21 protein-coding genes are annotated in these 20,642 nt (G+C 67.0%); 4 read left to right on the forward strand and 17 right to left on the reverse strand.

Annotated features, from left to right (window positions below):
* Nucleotides 1-118: 118 nt before the first annotated feature.
* Genes ACXAJT_RS00820 through ACXAJT_RS00845 form a run of 6 tightly spaced genes read right to left on the reverse strand, consistent with a single transcriptional unit; the run spans nt 119 to nt 4,836 of the window.
* Nucleotides 119-1,285 (reverse strand): molybdopterin molybdotransferase MoeA, encoded by a 1,167-nt coding sequence (locus ACXAJT_RS00820; protein ID WP_475231942.1) that lies wholly within the window; start codon nt 1,283-1,285, stop codon nt 119-121.
* Complete coding sequence (moaC, locus tag ACXAJT_RS00825; RefSeq protein WP_475231944.1) at nt 1,282-1,758, reverse strand: cyclic pyranopterin monophosphate synthase MoaC; 477 nt, start codon at nt 1,756-1,758, stop codon at nt 1,282-1,284. Before moaC ends, ACXAJT_RS00820 begins: the two co-directional genes overlap by 4 nt.
* A complete protein-coding gene (gene trpC, locus ACXAJT_RS00830) occupies nt 1,755-2,558 on the reverse strand; it encodes an indole-3-glycerol phosphate synthase TrpC (protein ID WP_475231946.1) in 804 nt (267 codons plus the stop codon). Before trpC ends, moaC begins: the two co-directional genes overlap by 4 nt.
* A 36-nt stretch (nt 2,559-2,594) precedes the next feature.
* Entirely contained in the window at nt 2,595-3,239 is a 645-nt protein-coding gene (locus ACXAJT_RS00835; protein ID WP_475231948.1) for a uracil-DNA glycosylase, read from the reverse strand.
* The gene (trpD, locus tag ACXAJT_RS00840) at nt 3,236-4,258 is read right to left on the reverse strand and encodes an anthranilate phosphoribosyltransferase (protein WP_475231950.1); all 1,023 of its coding nucleotides are present in this window, start codon (nt 4,256-4,258) and stop codon (nt 3,236-3,238) included. Before trpD ends, ACXAJT_RS00835 begins: the two co-directional genes overlap by 4 nt.
* Nucleotides 4,255-4,836, reverse strand: coding sequence for an anthranilate synthase component II (locus tag ACXAJT_RS00845; protein ID WP_475231952.1), 582 nt, complete (start codon nt 4,834-4,836; stop codon nt 4,255-4,257). Before ACXAJT_RS00845 ends, trpD begins: the two co-directional genes overlap by 4 nt.
* Nucleotides 4,837-5,012: 176 nt before the next feature.
* Here ACXAJT_RS00845 and ACXAJT_RS00850 point away from each other — a divergent pair, with 176 nt between their 5' ends.
* Nucleotides 5,013-6,800, forward strand: a complete 1,788-nt coding sequence (locus ACXAJT_RS00850) for a divergent polysaccharide deacetylase family protein (RefSeq protein WP_475231954.1) — start codon at nt 5,013-5,015, stop codon at nt 6,798-6,800.
* A gap of 49 nt (nt 6,801-6,849) precedes the next feature.
* Here the strand turns inward: ACXAJT_RS00850 and ACXAJT_RS00855 are convergent, their stop codons facing one another.
* The 3 genes from ACXAJT_RS00855 to ACXAJT_RS00865 form a co-directional block, all read right to left on the reverse strand.
* On the reverse strand, nt 6,850-7,617 hold the full coding sequence (locus ACXAJT_RS00855) for a DUF1638 domain-containing protein (protein WP_475231956.1): 768 nt from the start codon (nt 7,615-7,617) through the stop codon (nt 6,850-6,852).
* Complete coding sequence (locus tag ACXAJT_RS00860; protein WP_475231958.1) at nt 7,601-7,777, reverse strand: hypothetical protein; 177 nt, start codon at nt 7,775-7,777, stop codon at nt 7,601-7,603. Before ACXAJT_RS00860 ends, ACXAJT_RS00855 begins: the two co-directional genes overlap by 17 nt.
* Nucleotides 7,778-7,957: 180 nt before the next feature.
* Nucleotides 7,958-8,674, reverse strand: a complete 717-nt coding sequence (locus ACXAJT_RS00865) for a corrinoid protein (protein ID WP_475231960.1) — start codon at nt 8,672-8,674, stop codon at nt 7,958-7,960.
* A gap of 139 nt (nt 8,675-8,813) precedes the next feature.
* Here ACXAJT_RS00865 and ACXAJT_RS00870 point away from each other — a divergent pair, with 139 nt between their 5' ends.
* Nucleotides 8,814-9,899 carry a PA0069 family radical SAM protein gene (locus ACXAJT_RS00870; RefSeq protein ID WP_475231962.1) on the forward strand — a complete coding sequence of 362 codons (1,086 nt, stop codon included), beginning with the start codon at nt 8,814-8,816 and terminating at the stop codon, nt 9,897-9,899.
* A gap of 201 nt (nt 9,900-10,100) precedes the next feature.
* On the opposite strand, the gene bmt is transcribed toward ACXAJT_RS00870, so the two are convergent.
* Nucleotides 10,101-11,111: a betaine--homocysteine S-methyltransferase gene (bmt, locus tag ACXAJT_RS00875; protein WP_475231964.1), complete on the reverse strand. Its 1,011-nt coding sequence runs from the start codon at nt 11,109-11,111 to the stop codon at nt 10,101-10,103.
* Between the two features lie 96 nt (nt 11,112-11,207).
* Nucleotides 11,208-12,281, reverse strand: a complete 1,074-nt coding sequence (locus tag ACXAJT_RS00880) for a site-2 protease family protein (protein ID WP_475231966.1) — start codon at nt 12,279-12,281, stop codon at nt 11,208-11,210.
* A 210-nt stretch (nt 12,282-12,491) separates the two neighbouring features.
* Here ACXAJT_RS00880 and ACXAJT_RS00885 point away from each other — a divergent pair, with 210 nt between their 5' ends.
* On the forward strand, nt 12,492-12,992 hold the full coding sequence (locus tag ACXAJT_RS00885; protein ID WP_475231968.1) for a superoxide dismutase family protein: 501 nt from the start codon (nt 12,492-12,494) through the stop codon (nt 12,990-12,992).
* A gap of 22 nt (nt 12,993-13,014) precedes the next feature.
* Here the strand turns inward: ACXAJT_RS00885 and ACXAJT_RS00890 are convergent, their stop codons facing one another.
* The 5 genes from ACXAJT_RS00890 to ACXAJT_RS00910 all read right to left on the reverse strand — a co-directional run bounded on the left by ACXAJT_RS00890 (nt 13,015) and on the right by ACXAJT_RS00910 (nt 19,030).
* Nucleotides 13,015-13,608, reverse strand: a complete 594-nt coding sequence (locus ACXAJT_RS00890) for a DsbA family protein (RefSeq protein ID WP_475231970.1) — start codon at nt 13,606-13,608, stop codon at nt 13,015-13,017.
* 275 nt (nt 13,609-13,883) lie between these two features.
* Nucleotides 13,884-15,398, reverse strand: a complete 1,515-nt coding sequence (trpE, locus tag ACXAJT_RS00895) for an anthranilate synthase component I (RefSeq protein ID WP_475231972.1) — start codon at nt 15,396-15,398, stop codon at nt 13,884-13,886.
* Nucleotides 15,399-15,402: 4 nt separating this feature from the next.
* Nucleotides 15,403-17,250 (reverse strand): peptidyl-prolyl cis-trans isomerase, encoded by a 1,848-nt coding sequence (locus ACXAJT_RS00900; protein ID WP_475231974.1) that lies wholly within the window; start codon nt 17,248-17,250, stop codon nt 15,403-15,405.
* A 37-nt stretch (nt 17,251-17,287) separates the two neighbouring features.
* The gene (locus tag ACXAJT_RS00905; RefSeq protein ID WP_475231976.1) at nt 17,288-18,538 is read right to left on the reverse strand and encodes an aminotransferase; all 1,251 of its coding nucleotides are present in this window, start codon (nt 18,536-18,538) and stop codon (nt 17,288-17,290) included.
* A 63-nt stretch (nt 18,539-18,601) separates the two neighbouring features.
* A complete protein-coding gene (locus ACXAJT_RS00910) occupies nt 18,602-19,030 on the reverse strand; it encodes a winged helix-turn-helix transcriptional regulator (protein WP_475231978.1) in 429 nt (142 codons plus the stop codon).
* Nucleotides 19,031-19,137: 107 nt separating this feature from the next.
* On the opposite strand from ACXAJT_RS00910, the gene ACXAJT_RS00915 reads away from it, so the two are divergent.
* Complete coding sequence (locus ACXAJT_RS00915; protein WP_475231981.1) at nt 19,138-20,013, forward strand: SDR family oxidoreductase; 876 nt, start codon at nt 19,138-19,140, stop codon at nt 20,011-20,013.
* A 90-nt stretch (nt 20,014-20,103) separates the two neighbouring features.
* Here the strand turns inward: ACXAJT_RS00915 and gpt are convergent, their stop codons facing one another.
* Nucleotides 20,104-20,613 (reverse strand): xanthine phosphoribosyltransferase, encoded by a 510-nt coding sequence (gene gpt, locus ACXAJT_RS00920; RefSeq protein WP_475232748.1) that lies wholly within the window; start codon nt 20,611-20,613, stop codon nt 20,104-20,106.
* Nucleotides 20,614-20,642 lie beyond the last annotated feature (29 nt).

Below are 20,642 nucleotides of genomic sequence, written 5' to 3' on the forward strand. Positions count from 1 at the left end.
TCCTGTTTTGTGTCAATCCCCGCAATCGTTAAACGAAAGTTAACGATGCCGCGCAAGCCGCGCGGCTGCGGGGATATTCGGCGTTCCAACATTTCCCGAAACGCCGAGCCGCGCCCGCTCAGAGGCGGATGACCTCGATCTCATCGCCCGCACCGCGCGCCGGATCGTGCGGAGGGCGCACGGCCAAAGCGTTCGCGGCACCTAGAACGCTCAGCAGCGCGCTGTCCTGACGATCAAACACGGTGACGCCGCCGGCATCAAGCCGGGCGCGCATATAGTGCTCGCGCGGGCCGTTCTGGCCGACCGGCGCGGCGAGGCGTAGCGTCTCGCGCCGGGCCGGTGCGGCGCCAAGGCCCAGCATGCTGCGGATCACCGGAGCGAGAAAGACTTGGCCGCAGACCATGGCCGAGACCGGGTTGCCCGGCAGGCCGACCATCATGGCATCGAGAAAACGCCCGGACATCAGCGGCTTGCCGGGGCGCATGGCGACCTTGTGAAAGGCGCTTTGCAGGCCCATCTCGCCGGCAACGCGGGCCACCAGATCATGATCGCCGACCGAGGCGCCGCCGATGGTGACCACAAGATCGGCGTCGTCGACCATGTCGAAGATCGTCCGCAACGAGGCTTCGCTGTCGCGCGCGATGGGCAGCAGGCGGGGCTCGGCGCCCAGCTGCTGCATCAGCACGTAAAGACCGAAGGTGTTGGAGGCGATGATCTGGTCGGGGCCGGGGTCTTCGCCGGGCATCACCAACTCGTCGCCGGTCGAGATCAGTGCCACCTTGGGACGGCGCGTCACAGGCACGTGCGCGATGTTCATCGCCGCCAGCAGGGCGATGTCCTGCGGGCCCAGAACGCGGGGCGCGTCGATCCGCATGCCCTTGCGAAAATCATTGCCGTAGGGGCGGATGTTGTCGCCGGGACCAAGCGTGTCGGTGACCGTGATGGTATCGCCGTCGCGCGTCACATCTTCTTGGATGACAACGGTTTTCACGCCCTCGGGGATCGGCGCGCCAGTGAAGATGCGCACCGCTTCACCGGGGCCAACCACGCCGGCAAAACCGCGCCCCGCTGCCGCCTCGCCGATGACCGAAAAGCGCGCGCCGGGCGCGGCTTCGGTCACGCCGTAGCCATCCATGGCCGAGGCTGCAAAGGGCGGCTGGTCGCGCTGTGCCTCCAGCGGTCGCGCAAGCACGCGGCCTCCGGCGTCGCGCAGCGCGACCTCTTCGGTGCCGAGCGGTTGGGCGAGCGAAAACAGCCGCTCGAGAGCTTCGCTGACCGAGATCATTTGGCTTCGTAGCGCCCGGATTTGCCGCCGTCCTTCAGCAGCACGCGCAGGCCGCCGATCTCCATGCCGCGATCGACGGCCTTGACCATGTCATAGACCGTCAGCGCGGCGGTCGAAGCAGCGGTCAGGGCCTCCATCTCGACACCGGTCTGCCCGGTGGTTTTCACCGTCGCCTCGATCTGCAGGCCGGGCAGCGCCGGGTCCTGCGTGATCTCGACGGTGACCTTGGTGACTGGCAACGGGTGGCAGAGCGGGATCAGATCGGGGGTCTTCTTGGCGCCCATGATGCCCGCCAGACGCGCCACGCCGATCACATCGCCTTTTTTCGCCTGACCTTCGGCGATCAGATCGAAGGTCGCCTGCTCCATGCGGATCCACGCGCCGGCGGTGGCGATGCGGGACGTTTGGGGTTTGTCCGAAACGTCGACCATATGGGCGTCGCCCTTGGCGTCGAAATGCGTCAGCCCGCTCATGCCGGCACCGGATCAGCCAGCAGTGTGCGGGTGGCGTGCTCGACATTCTCCTGTCGCATCAGGCTCTCGCCGATAAGGAAGGCCCGCGCGCCATATTGCGCCATGTCGGCCAGATCGGCGGGGGTGTTGAGCCCGGACTCGGAGATCAGGAAGCGGCCTTCGGGCACGTTCTTCGACAGCACGCGGGTGGTGTCCAAAGATGTCTCGAAGGTCTTGAGATTGCGGTTGTTCACCCCGATCAGCGGCGATTTCAGCTTGTGTGCTCGGTCAAGCTCCTCGGCGTCATGCACCTCGATCAGCGCGTCCATGCCCCAGCCGAAGGCGGCGTCTTCAAGCTCGGCGGCCAGCGTGTCCGAGACCGAGGCCATGATGATCAGGATGCAGTCGGCGCCAAGCGCGCGGGCCTCGGCGACCTGATAGGGGTCGTACATGAAATCCTTGCGCAGCGCGGGCATGTTGGTGGCCGAGCGCGCCTCGGTGAGGAAGCTTTTGGCACCTTGGAACGACGGTGTGTCGGTCAGCACCGAAAGACAGGTGGCGCCGCCGCGCTCATAGGCCTGCGCCAGCGTCGGGGGGTGGAAATCTTCGCGGATCAGCCCCTTGGAGGGCGACGCCTTTTTCACTTCAGAGATGAGGCCATAGCCGGTCTTGGCGGCATCGAAGAGCGCCTGCGCGAAGGGGCGCACCGGGCTGGCGTCGCGGGCCTCGGCCTCGACCGTGCTCATCGCTTTCGCGGCCTTGTCGGCGGCGATCTCTTCGAGCTTGTAGGCCTTGATCTTGTCGAGGATCGTCTGGGTCATGGCGGGCTCCGCTAGTCGTTCTTCAGCGCCGAGGGATCAGGGCGTGGTCCAGTTGATCGGCATCTCCCCTCTGGCTTTAAGCCAGTCGTTGACGCGGGAAAAGGGGCGCGAGCCGAAAAAGCCGCGCCGCGCCGAGAGCGGCGAGGGGTGGGCCGAGGTCAGGATGAGATGATCGTCGCCGTGGATGTGCTTGGCGAACTTCTGCGCGTGGCCGCCCCAGAGGATGAAGGCGCGCGGCCTCTCCGAAAGCGCCTCAAGCACCTGCGCCGTCAGGGTCGACCAGCCCAGCTTTGCATGCGCGCCGGCGTTGCCAGCGGGCACCGAGAGCGCGGTGTTGAGCAGCAGCACGCCCTGTTTCGCCCAGAACCGCAGGTCGCCATTGGGCGGCACAGCGCCGAACTCTTCGTGCAATTCCTTGTAGATATTGGTCAGCGAGCGCGGCAGGGGGCGCACATCGGGTTCAACCGAAAAGGACAGCCCATGCGCATGGCCGGGCGTGGGGTAGGGATCCTGCCCAAGGATCACCACCCGCACATCCTCGGGGGCGCAGGCCTCCAGCGCAGCGAAGCGCTGCGCCTCGGGGGGCAGCACCTGACGGGGTTCCGCCGCAAGCGCCTCGGCGATGCGGGGAAACTCCTCGGTGAAGAAGGGCAGATGCGCCCAGGCGTGCGGCTGGCTCATGCGGCCGCTTGCGTCGCCTCGGCGAGCGCATGGACCTTGGCCTTGGCCGCGCCGCTGTCGATGCTCTGGCGGGCCATGGCGGCACCATCCTTGAGATCGCTGGCCTTGCCCGCCACGACAAGCGCGGCGGCGGAATTGAGCAGCACCGCATCGCGGTAGGCCGTCTGCGCGCCATCCAGCAGCGCCTGCAGCGCCTTGGCGTTTTCCGCAGGTTCGCCACCGATGATCTCTTCGAACGGGTGTTCGGGCAGGCCCGCGTCCTCGGGGTGCAGTTCGACCTCGCGAATGCTGCCGTCGTCTTCCAGCGCGGCCACCCAGCTTACGCCCGAGATCGCCAGCTCGTCGGTGCCGTCCGAACCATGCACCAGCCATGCGCGCTCCGAGCCCAGCTGCCCCAGCACCTCGGCCATTGGCCGGATGAGGTCGCGCGAGAAGGCGCCGGTCAACTGACGCTTCACGCCCGCCGGGTTGGTCATCGGCCCGAGGATGTTGAAGATCGTGCGCGTGCCCAGTTCCATGCGCGGCGGGCCCACGTGCTTCATCGCCGGGTGGTGCATGGTGGCCATCATGAAGCAGATGCCAACCTCGTTGAGAATGGGCGCGATGGCCGAGGCGGGCAGCATGACGTTGATGCCCATCTGCCCCAGCGCGTCCGCCGAGCCCGACTTCGACGACAGATTGCGGTTGCCGTGCTTGGCCACGGTCACACCGGCGCCCGCGACCACAAAGGCGGTGGCGGTCGAGATGTTCAGCGTGCCCTTGCCGTCGCCGCCGGTGCCGACGATGTCGATGGCGCCCTCGGGGGCGACCACTTTGTTGCACTTGGCGCGCATCACGGCGGCGGCGGCGGCGTATTCCTCCACCGTCTCGCCGCGGGTGCGCAGGCTCATCAGCAGCCCGCCGATCTGCGCCGGGGTGGCCTCGCCCTCAAAGAGGATCTCGAAGGCCGCCTCGGCCTCCTCCCGGCTCAGCGGGCGGGTACAGGCGGCGCCGATCAGCGGCTTCAGTCGATCGCTCATGCAGGGACTTTCATGGTCTTCAGGAAATTCTCGATGAGGGCATGGCCGTGCTGCGAGGCGATGCTCTCGGGGTGGAACTGCACGCCGTGGATCGGCAGCTCGCGGTGGCGCAGCCCCATGATCGTGCCGTCCTCGAGCCAAGCGTTGACCACCAGATCCTCGGGCAGATCGTCGCGCGCGACAACGAGGCTGTGATAGCGCGTCGCCTCAAACGGCGAGGGCAGCCCGGCAAAGACGCCGGTGTCATCATGGTGCATCTGGGCGATCTTGCCGTGCACGATCTCGTCGTGGCGCTTGACGGTGCCGCCGAAGGCCTGACCGATGGTCTGATGCCCGAGGCAGACGCCGAACAGCGGCGTGCCGGTCTCGGCGGCAGCGGCGGTGAGCGACAGGCAGATGCCCGCTTCGGTGGGGGTGCAGGGCCCGGGCGACAGCAGGATGCCGGCGGGCTTCATCGCCATCGCCTCCTGCACGTCGATCTGGTCGTTGCGCACGACCTTCGCCTCCACGCCCAGCTCGCCCACGTAATGCACGAGGTTCCAGGTGAAACTGTCGTAATTGTCGATGAGAAGCAGCATGGTAGACTCTTCAGGCTGGCGGGCGGACCCGCGGTGGGGGTATACATGCGCCCGCAGGTGGTGCAGCGTCAAGGCCATGTCCCGAACAAGTGCTTCGGGACCGGCACAGGCGCCGTAGCATGGCGGCAAAGGGTCCGGCAACGGGGCCCGGGACAGAGAAGAGGACGGGCAGGGATATGGCACGCGGTTTCTTGGCAGGGGCGATCTGGGGACTGGTGGTTTCGGGCGTCGGTTTGGCGGCGCTTTCGGTGGCCATGGGGCCGCCCGCCAATCTTGCGACACCGCCCCTCGCCGCAGAGCGCGACGCCTCCGGCGGCGCACAACCGGAGGCACCTGTTTCGGAGCCTGCCGACGCAGAGCCGTCGGCTGATAGCGCGCCGGAGATGACCTCTGAGATGGCCCCCGATGCGGCGCCTGTCTCCGAGCCGGAGCCGGAGAGCGAGAGTGCTGAGATCGCCCCCGACGCTGCCTCCGAAGCTGCCCCGGACGCTGTGACAGACGCCGAGGCGGAGCCCCCCGCAGAGAGCGAAATGCCGCAGCCCAGCGACGAAGAGGCTGGCGCGGAGCGCGCACTTGCTGAGGGCTCCACCGATCCGCAGGCCGCAGCCGAAGACACCGCTGGCGCCGAGAGCCAGCCGGTCCCGCCGCCGGCGCGGCGCCCCAGCGAAGAGCGCGGCATCGATGCCGCGACGCCCGGCCCCTCGCTGTCGGCCCCCGGCTTGGCCGAGGGCAGCGCGCCCGACACCCAACCCGCGCAGCGCCCCGAGGCGATCCCGGCGCCGCGCGCCCCCGACGCGCCCGGCACCTCCGAAGCGGCGCGGCTGTCGGTGGGGGGCGACGCCCCGGTGCAACCCGGACAGCCGTCGCTGCCGCCCGAGGCTCCCTTGTCCGAAGCAGAGCCTGCGCTGTCGACCGATCCGGCGCAGCCGCCGGAACCGGCACAGGACAGCGGGCTTGCCGCGGCGCCCGAAACGGACCCCGCAGAGACGGAGGTTCCGGACGATCCGGACATCGGAACCGCGCCTGCGCCAGAGATGGAACAGGCCCAAGCGGCAGAGACCGAACCGCAGGCCGAGCGAGACCTGCCGCGCGTCACGGTGCAGACACCGGAGCGCAGCGAGGAGATTTCCCAAGGCGCCGCCGATGACGGCACGGATACCCGGCCGGCGATCGGCACCCCGGCGGACTCGCTGCTTGGACGCAAGGGGGCTGTCGAGCAAGGGCGCCTGCCGGTGGTTGCCGACACGGATACCGCGCCTGTGGCCGCGCCGACGACGGAGGACAGCCCGCTTGCCCGTTTCGCCGCCGCGGCGGACGCAGAGCCGGAGGCGCCGACCATGTCGATCGTGCTGATCGATGACGGCAGCGGCCCGCTCGGCCCCGAAGCGGTCGAGGCCTTTCCGTTTCCGGTCAGCTTCGCGATCTCCCCCGACCACCCCGATGCGGCGGCCACGGCGGCAGCCTACCGGGCGCGGGGGTTCGAGGTGCTGGCGCTCGCAGAGCTTCCGCAGGGCGCCACGCCCAGCGATGCGGAGGTGGCCTTGGAAGGGGCGCTTGGCACTGTCCCCGAGGCGATTGGCGTGCTCGAAGGCACCGATCTAGACCTGCACCAGAGCCGCGAGATCGGCACGCAGGCGGCGCAGTTCCTGCGCGACGCGGGGCACGGCTTGCTGCTGATGGCGAACGGGCTGAACACCGCAGAGGCGTTGGCCCGCCGCGAGGGGGTTCCGGCGCTCACCGTGTTCCGCGATTTCGACGGCAAGGGGCAGGATCCGCGGGTGATGCGGCGTTTCCTTGATCAGGCGGCCTTCAAGGCGCGGCAGGAAGAGGGTGTGGTGATGCTGGGGCGGCTGCGCGCCGATACGGTCTCGGCGCTGTTGCTTTGGGGGCTGCAGGACCGGGCCAACAGCGTTGCTCTGGTGCCGGTCTCCGCGCTGCTGCTGCGTCAGGAAGACGAGGGCTGAGGCGTTCCGGGACTGCGGCCTTAGGTGATGTGTCGCGCCCGGCCTCGTCTCAGTCGGCACCTTCTGCGGCGCCGAGGGACCAGCGCCGCATATCCCGCGCCAGATCGCCATATCCTGTGAGCCGCCGTTCAAACGCCAGCCCGAGGCGGGCGGCTTGCTCTTCGGCGCGGGCAGTAAGCTCCGGATCGTCGGTCTGTGCGAGGTAGACGAGCGTTGTGTACTCGCCGAAGTAGAGGTCTCGCAGCGCCGGATGCCGGTCAAGGCCGAGCGGACGCCAGACGAACGCCTCGAACTGGCGGACGAGAAAGTCGGTCAGGTAGAAGCAGCGCATCTCGCCGCGCGCTTCGAAACGGTCGACACCGTCGAAGATCGCGTAGCAATGCGGCCCCGCGAGCATCTCGATGCCAAGCGCGTCGCAAAGCGCCTGCAAGCGTCCGCCGGTGCCGCAGTCGCCATAAAGCAGCTTGATCTCGTCAAAGCCATGACCTCGCGCGGCAACGGCCTCGCGCACGGCGTCGGGGATGCGCTCGGGCGTGTTGTGCAGGTCAGCAGGCAGGCAGTGCAATTCGAGATGCGCCATGCCGCCGCTTGCAGCGGTCTGCGCCTTTAGGTCGAGAACCTCACGCGCCAATGCCCCGCACGCGATCAGAAGGATGCGCCGCGATCCAGTGCTTCCAGAGGCGCGAAGGCGTCGCGCTTCGTCGGCGGTTCGGTCGGAAACGATGTAGGATTGTGGGGCTCGTTCCGCGCGCGTGGCGCGGCGGCGAGAAGATCGTCGCGTGCGTTTAGGTAGCGATTGGTCAGGCGCGCGTATCATCTGCTGGCGGCACCGAGGACATGCCCCAGCGGATCAGCAGTGCGGCGGCGAGGAGCAGCGGGATGACCTTGCTGGCACCCCAGGCGACAAAGGCCCAGACCGTCAGTCCCGCTGAAGCGAGGACTGCAATTATAAGGGTCACAAGCGTGGTCACCGGCATGGGCATCTCCTTTCCCTGCCTTCAAAGATAGGGCCCTCTCGGCGTGAAAGCAAAGGCAAAAGCGAATTTCTGTCACATTCGCATGGGATACGGAGCTTCCCGGCAGCGCAAGTGCCGCATCAGAATGGCGGGGGCGCATGCGCCTGCGCGTGATGCCAAGGGCGTGGCGACGGCTGGCGCTCACTGCGCGGGAACCCGATTGTGGCGGCGGGCAACGAGCTCCTTGGCTGTCTCCACGGCCACGGCGGCATCGCGGCAGTAGGCGTCGGCGCCGATGGCGCGGCCGAACTCCTCGTTGAGCGGTGCGCCGCCCACCAGAACGATGTAATCGTCGCGCATGCCCTGCGCCACCATCGTGTCGATCACCACCTTCATGTAGGGCATCGTGGTGGTCAGCAGGGCGGACATGCCAAGGATATCGGGTTTCTCGGTCTCCATCGCCTCGAGATAGGCCTCGACCGCGTTGTTGATGCCCAGATCGACCACCTCGAAGCCCGCGCCCTCCATCATCATCGACACGAGGTTCTTGCCGATGTCGTGGATGTCGCCCTTGACCGTTCCGATGACCATCTTGCCGATGGTGGGCGCGCCGGTCTCGGCCAGCAGCGGCTTGAGGATCGACATGCCACCTTTCATCGCATTGGCCGCCAGCAGCACCTCGGGCACAAAGAGGATGCCGTCACGGAAATCTTCGCCGACGATCTTCATGCCGCCGACCAGCGCCTCGGTGAGCACCTTGTAGGGGGGCCAGCCGCGATCAAGCAGGATGGTCACGCCTTCTTCGATCTCTTCCTTCATCCCGTCGTAGAGATCGTCGAACATCTGCTCGACAAGCTCTGCATCGTCGAGGTCGGCGAGGATGATCTCTTCGCCGTCTCCGGCTGCGTCTTCTGGCATGGGCACCTCCCTACGGCTCTCTTTAGCCTGCGCCTGTGCGCGCCGCCGCTCATGGCAGATTGCGACATCAGCGCGCCCGGAGGCGACGCCGCAGGGCGGAGGGATTGCGGATGTTCGTTAAATGTTCTAAATTCGAGCCATGAGCGCTCCGTCCCGCATCATCGAGAAAGACCGCCGCAAAGGGCGCGGCGCGGCCTCCCGCGACAGCGGGCGGTTCGAGCGTTTCGCCTATGCTGACGCGCACGACGGTTGGGACATTCCCGAGGAACTGCCGCCGCTGCGCACCGAGGTCGCCGAGGAACGGCCGCGCAGCATGATCAATTACGTGCGGTCTCCGGATCTGCCTTTCGACCGGTCGATCAACCCCTACAGGGGCTGCGAGCACGGGTGCATCTACTGTTTCGCGCGGCCCAGTCACGCCTATCTGGGGCTGTCGCCGGGCTTGGACTTCGAAACCCGTCTGGTTGCCCGCCCGGACGCGCCGCAGGTGCTGGCGCGGGAGTTGCGGGCCAAGCGCTATCAGCCCGCGCCGCTGGCCATCGGCACCAACACCGATCCCTATCAGCCGATCGAACGGGACAGGGGCATCATGCGCGGCTGCCTAGAGGTGCTGGCCGACTTTGGCCATCCGGTTGCGATCGTCACCAAGGGCACGCTGATCGAGCGCGACATCGACATTCTGTCGCAGATGGCGGCGCGAGGGCTGGCGCGGGTGGGGATCTCGGTCACCACGCTCGATCCGGACCTGTCGCGCCGCATGGAGCCGCGCGTGCCGTCTCCGGCGCGGCGACTGGCGACGATCCGGCGGCTCAGCGCGGCGGGCATTCCGGTGCGGGTCATGGCCTCGCCGGTGGTTCCGGCGCTGACCGATCCCGAACTTGAGAACATTCTCGCTGCCGGGGCCGAGGCCGGGGCGAGCGCTGCAAGCTGGATCATGCTGCGCCTCCCGCGTGAGGTCTCGCCGCTATGGCGCGCGTGGCTGGACGAGCATTATCCGGGCCGGGCGGCGCGGGTGATGGCGCGGCTGCGCGAGATGCATGGCGGGCAGGATTACTCGGCGCGCTGGCACAGCCGGATGCGCGGCGAAGGCACCTACGCAGAGCTTATCGCGCAGCGGTTCGACAAGGCGGTGCGGCGGCTGGGGCTTGACGCGGCGCAGCCTGCGCTGCGCTGTGATCTGTTTCGTGCGCCGCCGCAAGCGGGGGATCAACTGTCTCTGTTCTGAACGGGCGGCCCTTTGCGCAGGCGGCTGACGGGTTTCCGTCACTCTCCTGCGCGCCAAGGGCATGGCGATCGCGCTTTGCTATGCCAAGGAACCCCGGGGCAAGGCTCCTCCCAGACAGGCCTGCCGTCAGAGGGCACACGATGCGGCGGGTCGGAAAGGCTCCGACCCGCCGCAAATTCGCTAAGAGGCACCTGAGGCCGGTCAGCCGCGGCGGCGTCCGCGCCGCACGCGCTCGCGCGGCGCGCCATCAAGCCCGTCACTGTCGGAACTGAACGGGCCAAGCGCGCCGACGATCTGATCCAGCGTAGGGCGCGGGCCGACGGGGCGGGTCTCCAGCGCCTGCCGCATGGCGCGCAGATGCGCGGGCAGGGTGCCGCAGCAGCCGCCAATGATCCGCGCGCCGGAATCGCGCGCCATCACCGCATACTCGGCCATCAGTTCGGGGGTGCCGTCGTAATGGATATGGCCTCCCTCGTAGCGTGGAATGCCAGCATTGCCCTTGGCGATGATCGCGCGCTCGGTGCCGCTGGCGGCAAAGCCCAGCACGCTGCGCAGCAGATCCGATGCGCCGGTGCCGCAGTTGGCACCGAAGCCCAGCGGAGGATTCGGCAACTGCTCGACCAGTCGGCAGAAATCGGCGGAGGTGACGCCCATCATGGTGCGCCCGGCGGTGTCAAAGCTCATGGTGCCGCACCACGGCATGTCGACGCGGGCAAAAGCTTCGGCGGCGGCGCGGTACTCCTCTGGCGCCGAGATCGTCTCGAGCCACAGCACGTCGGCACCGCCCGCCTTCAGCCCGGCGGCCGTCTCTTCGAAAATCTCCACCGCAGAGGCATGACTGAGTGCGCCAACAGGTTCCATGATCTCGCCCGTCGGGCCGACCGAGCCCGCAACGACTACGGGCCGGCCCGCAGCGTCGGCGACCTCGCGGCCCAGTTCTGCGGCCACGCGCGACAGTTCGAAGGCGCGGTCTGCCGCGTCGTGCAGTTTCAGCCGGGCGGCGTTGGCGCCGAAGGAATTGGTGAGAAAGATATCGGAGCCGGCCTCCACCGCGCCGCGATAAAGCGCGCGGATGTTGTCCGGCTGCGTTTCGTTCCACAGCTCCGGCGCGTCGCCGGCGGCGAGCCCCATGTTGAACAGATTGGTGCCGGTGGCGCCGTCGGCGAGCAGCCAATCCCGGGTGTCCAGCAGCCTCGAAAGCGCGTTGGTCATAGTATGCCTCTTGGAAATTCTCCCCCGCCTGCCGCTTTCCACATCGCACGGCTTGGCGCAATCCCTCGCGTGACGAGGGGGGGGCTGCGGCGGTCTTCAGCCGGTCATGCCGGGCCCGCGCAGCACCATCAGCTCGCCGACGTTCTCGCGCGTGACATAGCCCAGAACCCGCTGCTGCGCGTCAACCACCGCCACCGCGGGCGCCTGCGCCAGCGCGTCGAGCACCGACTGCAGCGGCGCGGCGAGCGGCAGTTGCGGCACCTCGGTCATCAGCTCGGTGACCGGACGCGTGGCGTGATCCTCGGCCATACCGCGAAACAACGCGTCGCGGGTCAGAAAGCCGGCCAGCGTGCCATCCGGGGCCAGTACCGGAAACTCGTGCTGGGTGGTGCGGATCAGCGTCTGGCCGGCCATCGCCAGCGTGTCCTCGGGGCGCAGGGATTCAAAGCTGGTGATCATCGCGTCGCGCGCCAGAAGATCGTGTGCGACGGCGCGGCTGGCCACGTCCTGACTTTCGGCCTGCCCGGCGAAGAACACGAAGATGGCAATGAGGATCAGGATGAAGTTGCCCGAACTCAGCCCCCAGAACGCAAGCCCGAAGGCAAGGATTTGGCCCGTGGTGGCGGCGGCCCGTGTTGCCTTCACCCGTCCGACGCGCAGCGCCAGCACGGCGCGCAGCACCCGCCCGCCATCCATCGGGAAGGCGGGGATCATGTTGAACAGCGCCAGCGCAAGGTTGATCGCCGCAAGCTGGCCGAGGAACGCGCCGGTGCCGGTTCCCAGTTCCTCGAGTCCGCCAAGCCCCGACGACGCCCCCAGCAGCACCAGCACCAGCCAGATGACCACGTTGACCATCGGCCCGGCGAGCGCCACGAGGATTTCCTGCACCGGGTTTTCGGGCATCCGCTCGAGCCGCGCCAGACCGCCGATCGGCAACAGCGTGATGTCCGGCGTCTTGATCCCGAAGCGCCGCGCCGTCAGCGCGTGACCGAACTCATGCGCCACGACGCAGGCGAAAAGCGCGAGAATGAAGATGATGTTCTGCAGCGCCGCGGCCGCGCCGCCCACCGACCATGCCGCCGCACCGACCCACAACAGCAGCAGAAAGAAGGTGGCGTGCACCCGCAGTTCGGAACCGAACAGGCGACCGATGGGAAATGACCATGACATGGGCGGAACCTCTCTTGCGGGGTGGGCGCTGCGCCTCGTGCACTGTGTTTGCTTCAAGAGTTAAGCATTTCTGCGGCTTTCGAAAGAGCCGGCCGCGTCACGCGGTTTTTTGCCGCGCCGCGTGCAACCACGCACAGCGCCGCGCGTTGACTACCCGAGGCGAAAGCGCCCCACAATCGGACGGCGCCGCGCCACAAAGAGGAGACACCTATGAAACGCATTGCCCTTGCCACCGCGCTTGTCACCCTTGCCGCCGCACCGGTCGCGGCCGCCACTGCAACCGCGGAGCTTTCGGGCACCGATGGCAGTGCCATCGGCACCGTCACCGTCACCGACACGCCCTCGGGCATGGCGCATGCCACCGTTGAACTGCAGGGCCTGCCGGAAGGCGCGCACGGCATCCACATCCACGAGACCGGCGACTGCTCGGCCAGCGACTTCACTTCGGCGGGCGGGCACCTGTCCGGCGATGCCGAGCATGGCGTGATGGTCGAGGGCGGCCCGCACCCGGGCGATCTGCCGAACGCGCATGTGCCCGCCAACGGCGCCCTGACCGTCGAGGTGTTCCTGCCCAATTTCGATGTGCAGGAACTGATGATGGACGACGACGGGTCGGCCTTCATCGTGCACGCGGGGCCGGACGATTATGAAAGCCAGCCGTCGGGTGATGCCGGCAGCCGTCTCGCCTGCGGCGTCTTCGAAGAAAGCTGATCGCGCTCACGCAGCGTGCGGTCTAGTCCGCGCGCTGCGCCCAGGCGATGGCGTCTTCTAATCTGTCGTCGCCCCAGAACAGCTCGTGGCCGACCAGAAAGCTTGGCGAGCCGAAGATTCCCAGCGTCATCGCATCGGCGGTGGCGCTGGCGAGCGCCTGCACCATCTCTTCGGATCCGGCGCGTTCAATCACCCGTTCCGGATCCTGTCCGATCTCGCGCAGGGTCTCCGGCAGGTTCGGAGCTTCGCCCGCGGGCTCGCCCTTTTCGAACCAGCGACGATAGGTGGCACGGGTGTATTCGATGCCCCAGCCTTCGCGCATCCCCAGTTCGGCGACCTCATTGGCCAGCACCAGCCCCTCCAGCGGATAGGGCGCCGGAAGCTGTGGCGAGAGCCCATAACCCTCCGCACGCCGCGCGATATCGCGCCACATGTAGGCGGTCTTGGCGGGCTTGTCCTTGAACGGGATATTGTTCTGCGTGAGCATCACATGCCGCACGTTGAACGGATGCCAGCGCACCTCGACGCCTTCGGCGCGTGCAAGCTCGGGCAGGCGCATGACGGTGAGATAGCTGTAGGTGCTGCCGATGGAATACCAGAAGTCGATTGGTGCCATTTGCAAATCCCCTCCTTCGGCCAGAGTAGCAGACCGTGGCGGGAAAATCTTGGCGGACGTTTAGGGCAGCAGATCGCAGCGTTTGCAGATCGCGCCCATCGCCTTGTCTCGGCGCTGAGTGACGGCCCTGAGTGACGGCGCTGACCCTCGGCATTGACGGCCACGAGGCAGGCCCCGATCGGGCGCAATCCCGCAGCATATGCGGCGCGTTGCACGCCCGGAACAGCGCGATGACGATCCGCCGGGGTGGCCCGGCGGATCGTCAGTGAGCTTGGTCAGCTATTGCCCGAGCCGGTAAAGCGCGCCGCGTCGGCGGCCGCGCGCCGGATGGCGTTCGACTTGTGGACGGTCTCCATATACTCGGCCTCGGGGTCGCTGTCATAGACCACGCCGCCGCCCGCCTGAATGTAGAGTTTTTCGTCCTTCACGATCGCGGTGCGCAGGGCGATGCACATGTCCATGTCGCCGCCGGCGCTGAAGTAGCCGACGCCGCCGGCGTAGATGCCGCGCTTTTCGGGCTCGAGTTCGTCGATGATCTCCATCGCCCGGACCTTGGGAGCGCCCGACACGGTGCCCGCCGGCATACCGGCAAAGAACGCCGACAGCGCGTCCTGATCCTCGGCCAGTTCGCCCACCACGTTGGACACGATGTGCATCACGTGGCTGTAGCGCTCGATGGTGAACTGCTCGGTCGGGCGCACAGTGCCGATTTTCGACACCTTGCCGGTGTCGTTGCGGCCCAGATCGAGCAGCATGAGGTGCTCGGCCAGTTCCTTCTTGTCTGCCAGAAGATCGGCCTCGAGCACGCGATCTTCCTCGGGCGTCGCGCCGCGCGGACGGGTGCCGGCGATCGGGCGAATGGTGACCTCGCGCCCGAAGACCCGCACGAGGATCTCGGGCGAGGCACCAACCACCTGAAAGCCGCCGAAGTTGAAATAGAACATGAAGGGCGACGGGTTGGTGCGGCGCAGCGAGCGGTAGAGCGAGAAGGGCGGCAGCGGGAAATCCTGAGTCCAGCGCTGCGCCGGGACCACCTGAAAGATGTCGCCCGCGCGGATGTATTCCTTGGCCTTCTCAACGGCGCCTTTGTAGCTTTCGCGGGTGAAGTTCGAGACCGGTTCGCCGACCTCATGCGCCTCGCCGAGTTCGCGGCCCGCCTGCGGCAACGACCGTTCCAGATCGCGCACCGCGTCCATCACCCGCTCGGCGGCCTGCGCATAGGCGGCGCGGGCGGACTGGCCCGAGTGCACCCACGCCGGGGCAACAACCGTGACCTCGCCCTTCACCCCGTCGAGCACCGCCACCACCGAGGGGCGCAGCATCACCGCGTCGGGCAGGCCGAGCGGATCGGGGTTCACGTCGGGCAGGCGCTCGACCAGCCGGATCATGTCGTAGCCGAGATAGCCGAACAGCCCGGCAGCGGCTTGCGGCAGGTCGTCGGGCAGGTCGATCTTGCTCTCGGCGATCAGCGCGCGCAAGGAGGCCAGCGGATCGAGGGTTTCTTCCTCGAACGCCTCGGGATCGAAGCGCGCCTGCCGGTTCAGCCGCGCCTGCTCGCCGTGGCATTTCCACACGAGGTCCGGCTTCATGCCGATGATCGAGTAGCGCCCGCGCACCTCGCCGCCGGTGACCGACTCCAGCATGAAGGCGTCCTTGGCGGCGCCCGTCAGCTTGAGCATCAGCGACACCGGCGTGTCGAGATCGGCGGCGAGCCGGGTGTAGACGACTTGGTTCTCGCCCGCTTCATAGGCGCGGGCGAATTCGTCGTAGGAAGGTGTGAGAGATGCCATGGTCTTACCGGAAGTTGGTGTGAACGGCATTCACCGCCTGCTGGTCGATCGAGACCCCGGCACGCTCCTGAATGTCGGTGACGAAGGCGCGGAAGAGATCCTGCGCCACACTGTTTGCGGCCCGGTCGCGCAGCAGCCCTTCAAGCTGTTGCGAGGTCTCGGTCTCGCGATCAACCGGCGCGATACCGTCAAGCTGCAGGATCAGCGCCGCACCATCGCCGGGCAGGGCACGCGCTGCACCCTCGTCCATCTCGAAGGCCGCTGCGATCAGCCCGTTGGGCATCTCGGGGATCTGCGCGTCGCGGGTCAGCCCCGCTTCGTCGGTCGCGTCCAGCCCCAAATCAGCGAAGCTGGCACCATCGGCGATCTGCTGCGCGAGGTCTTCGGCCTGCGCCACCAGCATCTCCGTGGTCTTGTCGGTATCCCAGCCTTCGGCAACCGCGACGCGCACTTCCTCGAACGGGCGCGGTGCCGGCGGGCGGATTTCGTCGAGGCGCATCGCGTAGATGCCGCCATCGCCAAGCTCGGCAATCGCCGGGTAGTCGTCCTCGGTCACCTGCTGCGCGGCCTCGCGGAAGGCGTCATAGCCGGCGATGCCCTGATCGCTCTGCTGGTTCCATTCGATCTGGCCCAGTTCCATGTCCGTGTCGCCCGCCAGTTCTTCGAGCGTTGCGCCACCCGCGAGTTCGTCGTCGAGGCTTTGCGCCATGCCTTCGATCACCCGGCGCGCGCGGTCGAGCGCCAGCTCGTCGCGCAGCTGCGGCACGGCTTCGGCGTAGGGCGTTTCCTGTGCTTGCAGGATGCCGTTCACCCGGTAAAGCGCCGGGCCGAGGTTCGACGGCAGCGGGCCGACCACGTCGCCGCTGGCGGCGGCAAAGACCTCGGCGCCGGCCTCGCCAAGCGCGTCTTCGGTCAGATCGCCCATGTCGGTGTCCCCCAGTTCCAGCCCACGCTCCGCAACCAGACCTTCGAAATCGGTCTCGCCGGCGGCAATGCGCTCCATAGCGGCCTGCGCTTCGGCTTCGTCGCCAAAGACCAGACGCTCGGTCAACCGCCGCTCGGGCAGGTTGAACTCGGCACTGCGCTCCTCATAGGCGGCGCGCAGCGTGTCCTCGTCCAACTCGACGCTGTCGACGATCATGTCCGGGGTGATCCACGCGTAGCTGATCACCTTGGTCTCGGGCATGGTGAACTGCTCGATGTGCGCGTCGTACCATGCCTGCAGCTCGTCGTCCGACGGCACCGGAAGGCCGGTTTCAAGCGCGTCGCTGTCGAGCCGCGCCCATGTGAAAGAGCGCGTCTCGCCGGCCCAGCCGAGCAATGTGTCGACATAGGTGTCGGGCAGCGCAGTGCCGGAGTAAATCGCCGCGTTGAGCAGGTTGCGGGCGCTTTCGCTGCGCAGGTCTTCCTCGAAGTCGGCTTCGCTCAGCCCGGCGTTTTGCAAGGCATAGGCATAGCTGTCGCGGTTGAACTCGCCGTCGGGGCCCTGAAAGGCGGCCATCTCGCGCAGCGCTTCGGCGACCTGTTCGTCGCCGACCGAAAGCCCGATGCGCTGCGCTTCGTCATCCAGCGCCGCGCCGGTCACCACCTGCGCCAGCACCTGACGGTCGAGGCCGAACTGCTGCGCCTGATCCAGCGTCATCGGCTGGCCGGTCTGCGCCTCATAGGCGCGCATCTCGTTTTGCAGCGCGCGGGTGTAATCGGTGGCCGAAATGTCGGTGTCGCCGACCGAGCCGATGCCGCTTACGCCGCCGCTGAAATTGACCGTGCCGAAGGCGCCGAAGCCCATCACCACGAGGATCAGGAGACCCCACACAAGGGTCTTGCTGATACTGCTCTTGCCGCGTGCCATCGCTGCCTCTCGCTCGTCCTGTTTCTGGCGTCGGGGTTTACTGGGCCAAGCCCTTGCTCGCAAGGGGCGTCTCGGCCTTGTCAGCCTGCGCGATCGCATGCGCCTCGGCCTGTGGCCAGTCGAGCGCGGCGAGCCGGTCGAACAGCGTCGCGATCTCGGCCCGGTTCACATTGGCGAAGGCAAAGCGGAACTGCCGCGCGCCGCGTGGGTCGGAGGCAGGCATGAACATCGTGCCGGGCAGGGTCAGGATGCTGGCCTCATGCACCAGCTTTGGCGCGAGCTCGGCCGAGCTGCCGGCAAAAGGATGCTCGAAATAGGCGAAATAGGCACCGAGGCCGAGCAGCTTCCAGCCTTTCGCTTCGAGTTTGGGCATGTTGTCGGCAATGGCAGCGCGCCGGTCGAGGATCTCATCACGCTCGCCCGCCACCCATTGGCCAAGGTTCTGCAGCCCCCACAGCGCTGCGCGCTGTCCCAGTTGCGGCGTGCAAATGGTTACAGTGTCGAGAAATTTCTCGATCTCAGGCAGCAGGGCTTCGTCGGTGATGACGGCGCCGACGCGGTGACCGGTGAGCCGATAGGCCTTGGAAAAGCTGTAAAGCTGGATCAGATGTGCGCGGTCCTCGGGGTCGTTCAGCAGGTCGTGCGGGGCGCCGCTGCGGCTGTCGAAATCCTTGTAGGTCTCATCGACGATCAGCTTCAGGTCATGCGCCTTGGCCAGTTCCATGAACGCACGCAGGGTTTCGGCAGGGTACTCCGCGCCACCCGGATTGTTAGGTGAAACCAGAACGATGGCGCGCGTTCTTTCCGTGATGAGAGAAGACGCGGTCTCGGTTTGCGGGATCAGATGCTCGTCGGTGGGCAGCGGTACGGTGGTGACGCCGTCCATATCCAGCCACATTTTGTGATTGAAATACCAGGGGGTTGGTAGAAGAACCTCATCCCCTTCGCCGCAGATCGCGCTAATGCTGGCTGCGAAGGCTTGGTTGCAACCTGCGGTGATTGCGACATTTTCTGGGCGAACCTCGGCATCGTAATGGGCCGACCAATGCGCGGCCAGTTCTGCGCGGAGCTCCGGCAGTCCCAGAACCGGGCCGTAGAGGTGCGTTGCCGGGTCCTTCAGCGCCTCGGCCATCGCGGCAACCAGCGGCGCGGGCGGCGGATCAATCGGCGCGGCCTGACTGACGTTGATCAGCGGGCGCTCGGGCGGGAAAGTGACCCCTTCAAGCCAGCGGCGTGCCTCCATCACCGGTGGGGCGAAGGTGGTCTGGGTGCGGCTGAGCTTGGTCATGACTGGTCTCTCCCTCGTAGTTGCGCGGACGCTATCAGCGCCGCGCGAGCGGGGGAAGATCCCTCAGGCCGCTTCCGCCGCGTCGTAGCTCTGGCGGGCGGCGGTGATCTCGGCGTGGTGGCTGTCGGCCCAGACGAGCAGCGCACCGATCGGCGCCAGCGACGAGCGGCCAAGCTCGGTCAGCGCGTATTCCACCGACGGCGGCTTGGTGGGAAACACCTGCCGCGACACCAGACCATCGCGCTCCAACTGCCGCAGAGTTTGCGTGAGCATACGTTTGGAGATGTCGCCAACTTGCCGCTGAAGCTGGGAAAATCGCTTTGGCGAGGGCTCCAGTGCGACGAGGATCAGCAAGGTCCATTTCTGCGCCACCCGGTCAAGCACATCGCGCACGGGGCATTGCGCCTCATCCTCCGGGGCGCCGGTCCACATGGCCATGTTGTCAAGCATGGCGCGGATGGTGTCGGGGTTCCCTGCGTGTAACCTTGTCATGCGAATGTGCCTCCTTTCGGCCCGGTCGATTGAGGTCTAGAAAAGAGACCATACCTCGAATCAGAACCCTGTGCCAGAGTGGGCAGGGGTCACGGAAAGGAAAGACGATGGCTGACACGCTAGACTATATGATCACCGGCGCCAGCGGACAGCTTGGCGGTCTTGTGCTGCAGCAACTGCAGGCGGCGGCCCCCGAGGCGCGGATCGGCGCGCTGGTGCGCCGCCCCGAAGCGGCGGCAGAGCTGGAAGCAAAGGGCTTCACGGTGCGGGTTGCAAGCTATGATGATCCGGCGGCGCTGGAAGCGGCCTTCGCGGGCGTCGACAAGCTGCTGCTGGTGTCTTCCAGCGAGGTGGGTAAACGGGCCGCGCAACATGGCAATGTGATCGCCGCGGCCGAAAAGGCCGGTGTGAATTTCATCGCCTATACCTCGATCCTGAACGCCACGTCTTCGCCGCTGACCGTGCTGCCGGGCGAGCATGTGGCCACCGAAGAGGCGCTGGCCGCATCGGGGCTGACCTACGCGCTGCTGCGCAACGGCTGGTACTCGGAGAACTATGTGATGGGCGCGGGCGCCGCGCTGGAGCATGGCGCGATGATCGGCGCTGCGGGTGACGGGCGTATCTCTTCGGCGGCGCGGGCGGATTACGCGGCGGCGGCTGTGGCGGTGCTCACCGGCGAGACACCGGCAAGCGGCACGGTCTATGAGTTGGCGGGCGACGACAGCTATACGCTGACCGAGTTTGCCGCGGCGCTGTCGGAGATCTCGGGCAAAGACGTGCCTTACGTGAACATGAGCCAAGCGGAATATGCCGCGGCCCTGACAGGGGCGGGCCTGCCCGCGCCCGTCGCCGATATGCTGGCCGACAGCGACAACGGCGCCTCGCAGGGCGGGCTCTACAGCGAGGACAAGACGCTGTCGAAGCTGATCGGTCGTCCGACGACCCCTTGGAAAGACACGCTGAAGGCGGGCCTCGCGGGCTGATCTCCGCACGCTGCCACGCGGCAAAGACGCAAAGAAGAAAGGGCGCGGCCATCATGGCCGCGCCCTTCGAGTGTCGCTCGGGTCCCGCGTTTAATCGGCGGTGCCGTGGAACGGTTTGACGTATTGCAGGGCCATGTCCCACGGGAAGAAGATCCACGTGTCCTGGCTGACTTCGGTGATGAAGCTGTCGACCTGCGGGCGGCCCATCGGCTTGGCGTAGACGGTGGCCACATGCGCCTTGGGCAGATGCTTGCGCACCACCTCCAGCGTGCGACCGGTGTCGACCAGATCGTCGATGATCAGAACACCTTCGCCATCGCCCATGACATCCATGTCGGGGAACTTGATGACCTTGGGTTCCGACTGTTCCTGGTGGTTGTAGCTCTTGACCGAGATGGTATCGACCATGCGCACGTTCAGTTCGCGCGCGACGATCATCGCCGGAGCCATGCCGCCGCGGGTGATGGCGACCACGGCACGCCAGTCGCCGCCACCCTCGGGCTTATGGCTTTGCAGGCGCCACGCCAGCGCGCGGCTGTCGCGGTGCAGCTGGTCCCAGCTTACGTGAAAGCCCTTTTCGTGGGGCAGGCGGTCGGTCATCTCGGGCATGGGAGCACTCCCTGGCGGAT

Source organism: Salipiger sp. ABF4_146, from assembly GCF_056161345.1.

Bases quoted from the DNA above. Each gene is read 5' to 3' on its own strand.
- ACXAJT_RS00820 (WP_475231942.1), bottom strand. From the start codon at position 1,285: ATGATCTCGGTCAGCGAAGCTCTCGAGCGGCTGTTTTCGCTCGCCCAA.
- moaC (WP_475231944.1), bottom strand. From the start codon at position 1,758: ATGAGCGGGCTGACGCATTTCGACGCCAAGGGCGACGCCCATATGGTC.
- trpC (WP_475231946.1), bottom strand. From the start codon at position 2,558: ATGACCCAGACGATCCTCGACAAGATCAAGGCCTACAAGCTCGAAGAG.
- ACXAJT_RS00835 (WP_475231948.1), bottom strand. From the start codon at position 3,239: ATGAGCCAGCCGCACGCCTGGGCGCATCTGCCCTTCTTCACCGAGGAG.
- trpD (WP_475231950.1), bottom strand. From the start codon at position 4,258: ATGAGCGATCGACTGAAGCCGCTGATCGGCGCCGCCTGTACCCGCCCG.
- ACXAJT_RS00845 (WP_475231952.1), bottom strand. From the start codon at position 4,836: ATGCTGCTTCTCATCGACAATTACGACAGTTTCACCTGGAACCTCGTG.
- ACXAJT_RS00850 (WP_475231954.1), top strand. From the start codon at position 5,013: ATGGCACGCGGTTTCTTGGCAGGGGCGATCTGGGGACTGGTGGTTTCG.
- ACXAJT_RS00855 (WP_475231956.1), bottom strand. From the start codon at position 7,617: ATGATACGCGCGCCTGACCAATCGCTACCTAAACGCACGCGACGATCT.
- ACXAJT_RS00860 (WP_475231958.1), bottom strand. From the start codon at position 7,777: ATGCCGGTGACCACGCTTGTGACCCTTATAATTGCAGTCCTCGCTTCA.
- ACXAJT_RS00865 (WP_475231960.1), bottom strand. From the start codon at position 8,674: ATGCCAGAAGACGCAGCCGGAGACGGCGAAGAGATCATCCTCGCCGAC.
- ACXAJT_RS00870 (WP_475231962.1), top strand. From the start codon at position 8,814: ATGAGCGCTCCGTCCCGCATCATCGAGAAAGACCGCCGCAAAGGGCGC.
- bmt (WP_475231964.1), bottom strand. From the start codon at position 11,111: ATGACCAACGCGCTTTCGAGGCTGCTGGACACCCGGGATTGGCTGCTC.
- ACXAJT_RS00880 (WP_475231966.1), bottom strand. From the start codon at position 12,281: ATGTCATGGTCATTTCCCATCGGTCGCCTGTTCGGTTCCGAACTGCGG.
- ACXAJT_RS00885 (WP_475231968.1), top strand. From the start codon at position 12,492: ATGAAACGCATTGCCCTTGCCACCGCGCTTGTCACCCTTGCCGCCGCA.
- ACXAJT_RS00890 (WP_475231970.1), bottom strand. From the start codon at position 13,608: ATGGCACCAATCGACTTCTGGTATTCCATCGGCAGCACCTACAGCTAT.
- trpE (WP_475231972.1), bottom strand. From the start codon at position 15,398: ATGGCATCTCTCACACCTTCCTACGACGAATTCGCCCGCGCCTATGAA.
- ACXAJT_RS00900 (WP_475231974.1), bottom strand. From the start codon at position 17,250: ATGGCACGCGGCAAGAGCAGTATCAGCAAGACCCTTGTGTGGGGTCTC.
- ACXAJT_RS00905 (WP_475231976.1), bottom strand. From the start codon at position 18,538: ATGACCAAGCTCAGCCGCACCCAGACCACCTTCGCCCCACCGGTGATG.
- ACXAJT_RS00910 (WP_475231978.1), bottom strand. From the start codon at position 19,030: ATGACAAGGTTACACGCAGGGAACCCCGACACCATCCGCGCCATGCTT.
- ACXAJT_RS00915 (WP_475231981.1), top strand. From the start codon at position 19,138: ATGGCTGACACGCTAGACTATATGATCACCGGCGCCAGCGGACAGCTT.
- gpt (WP_475232748.1), bottom strand. From the start codon at position 20,613: ATGACCGACCGCCTGCCCCACGAAAAGGGCTTTCACGTAAGCTGGGAC.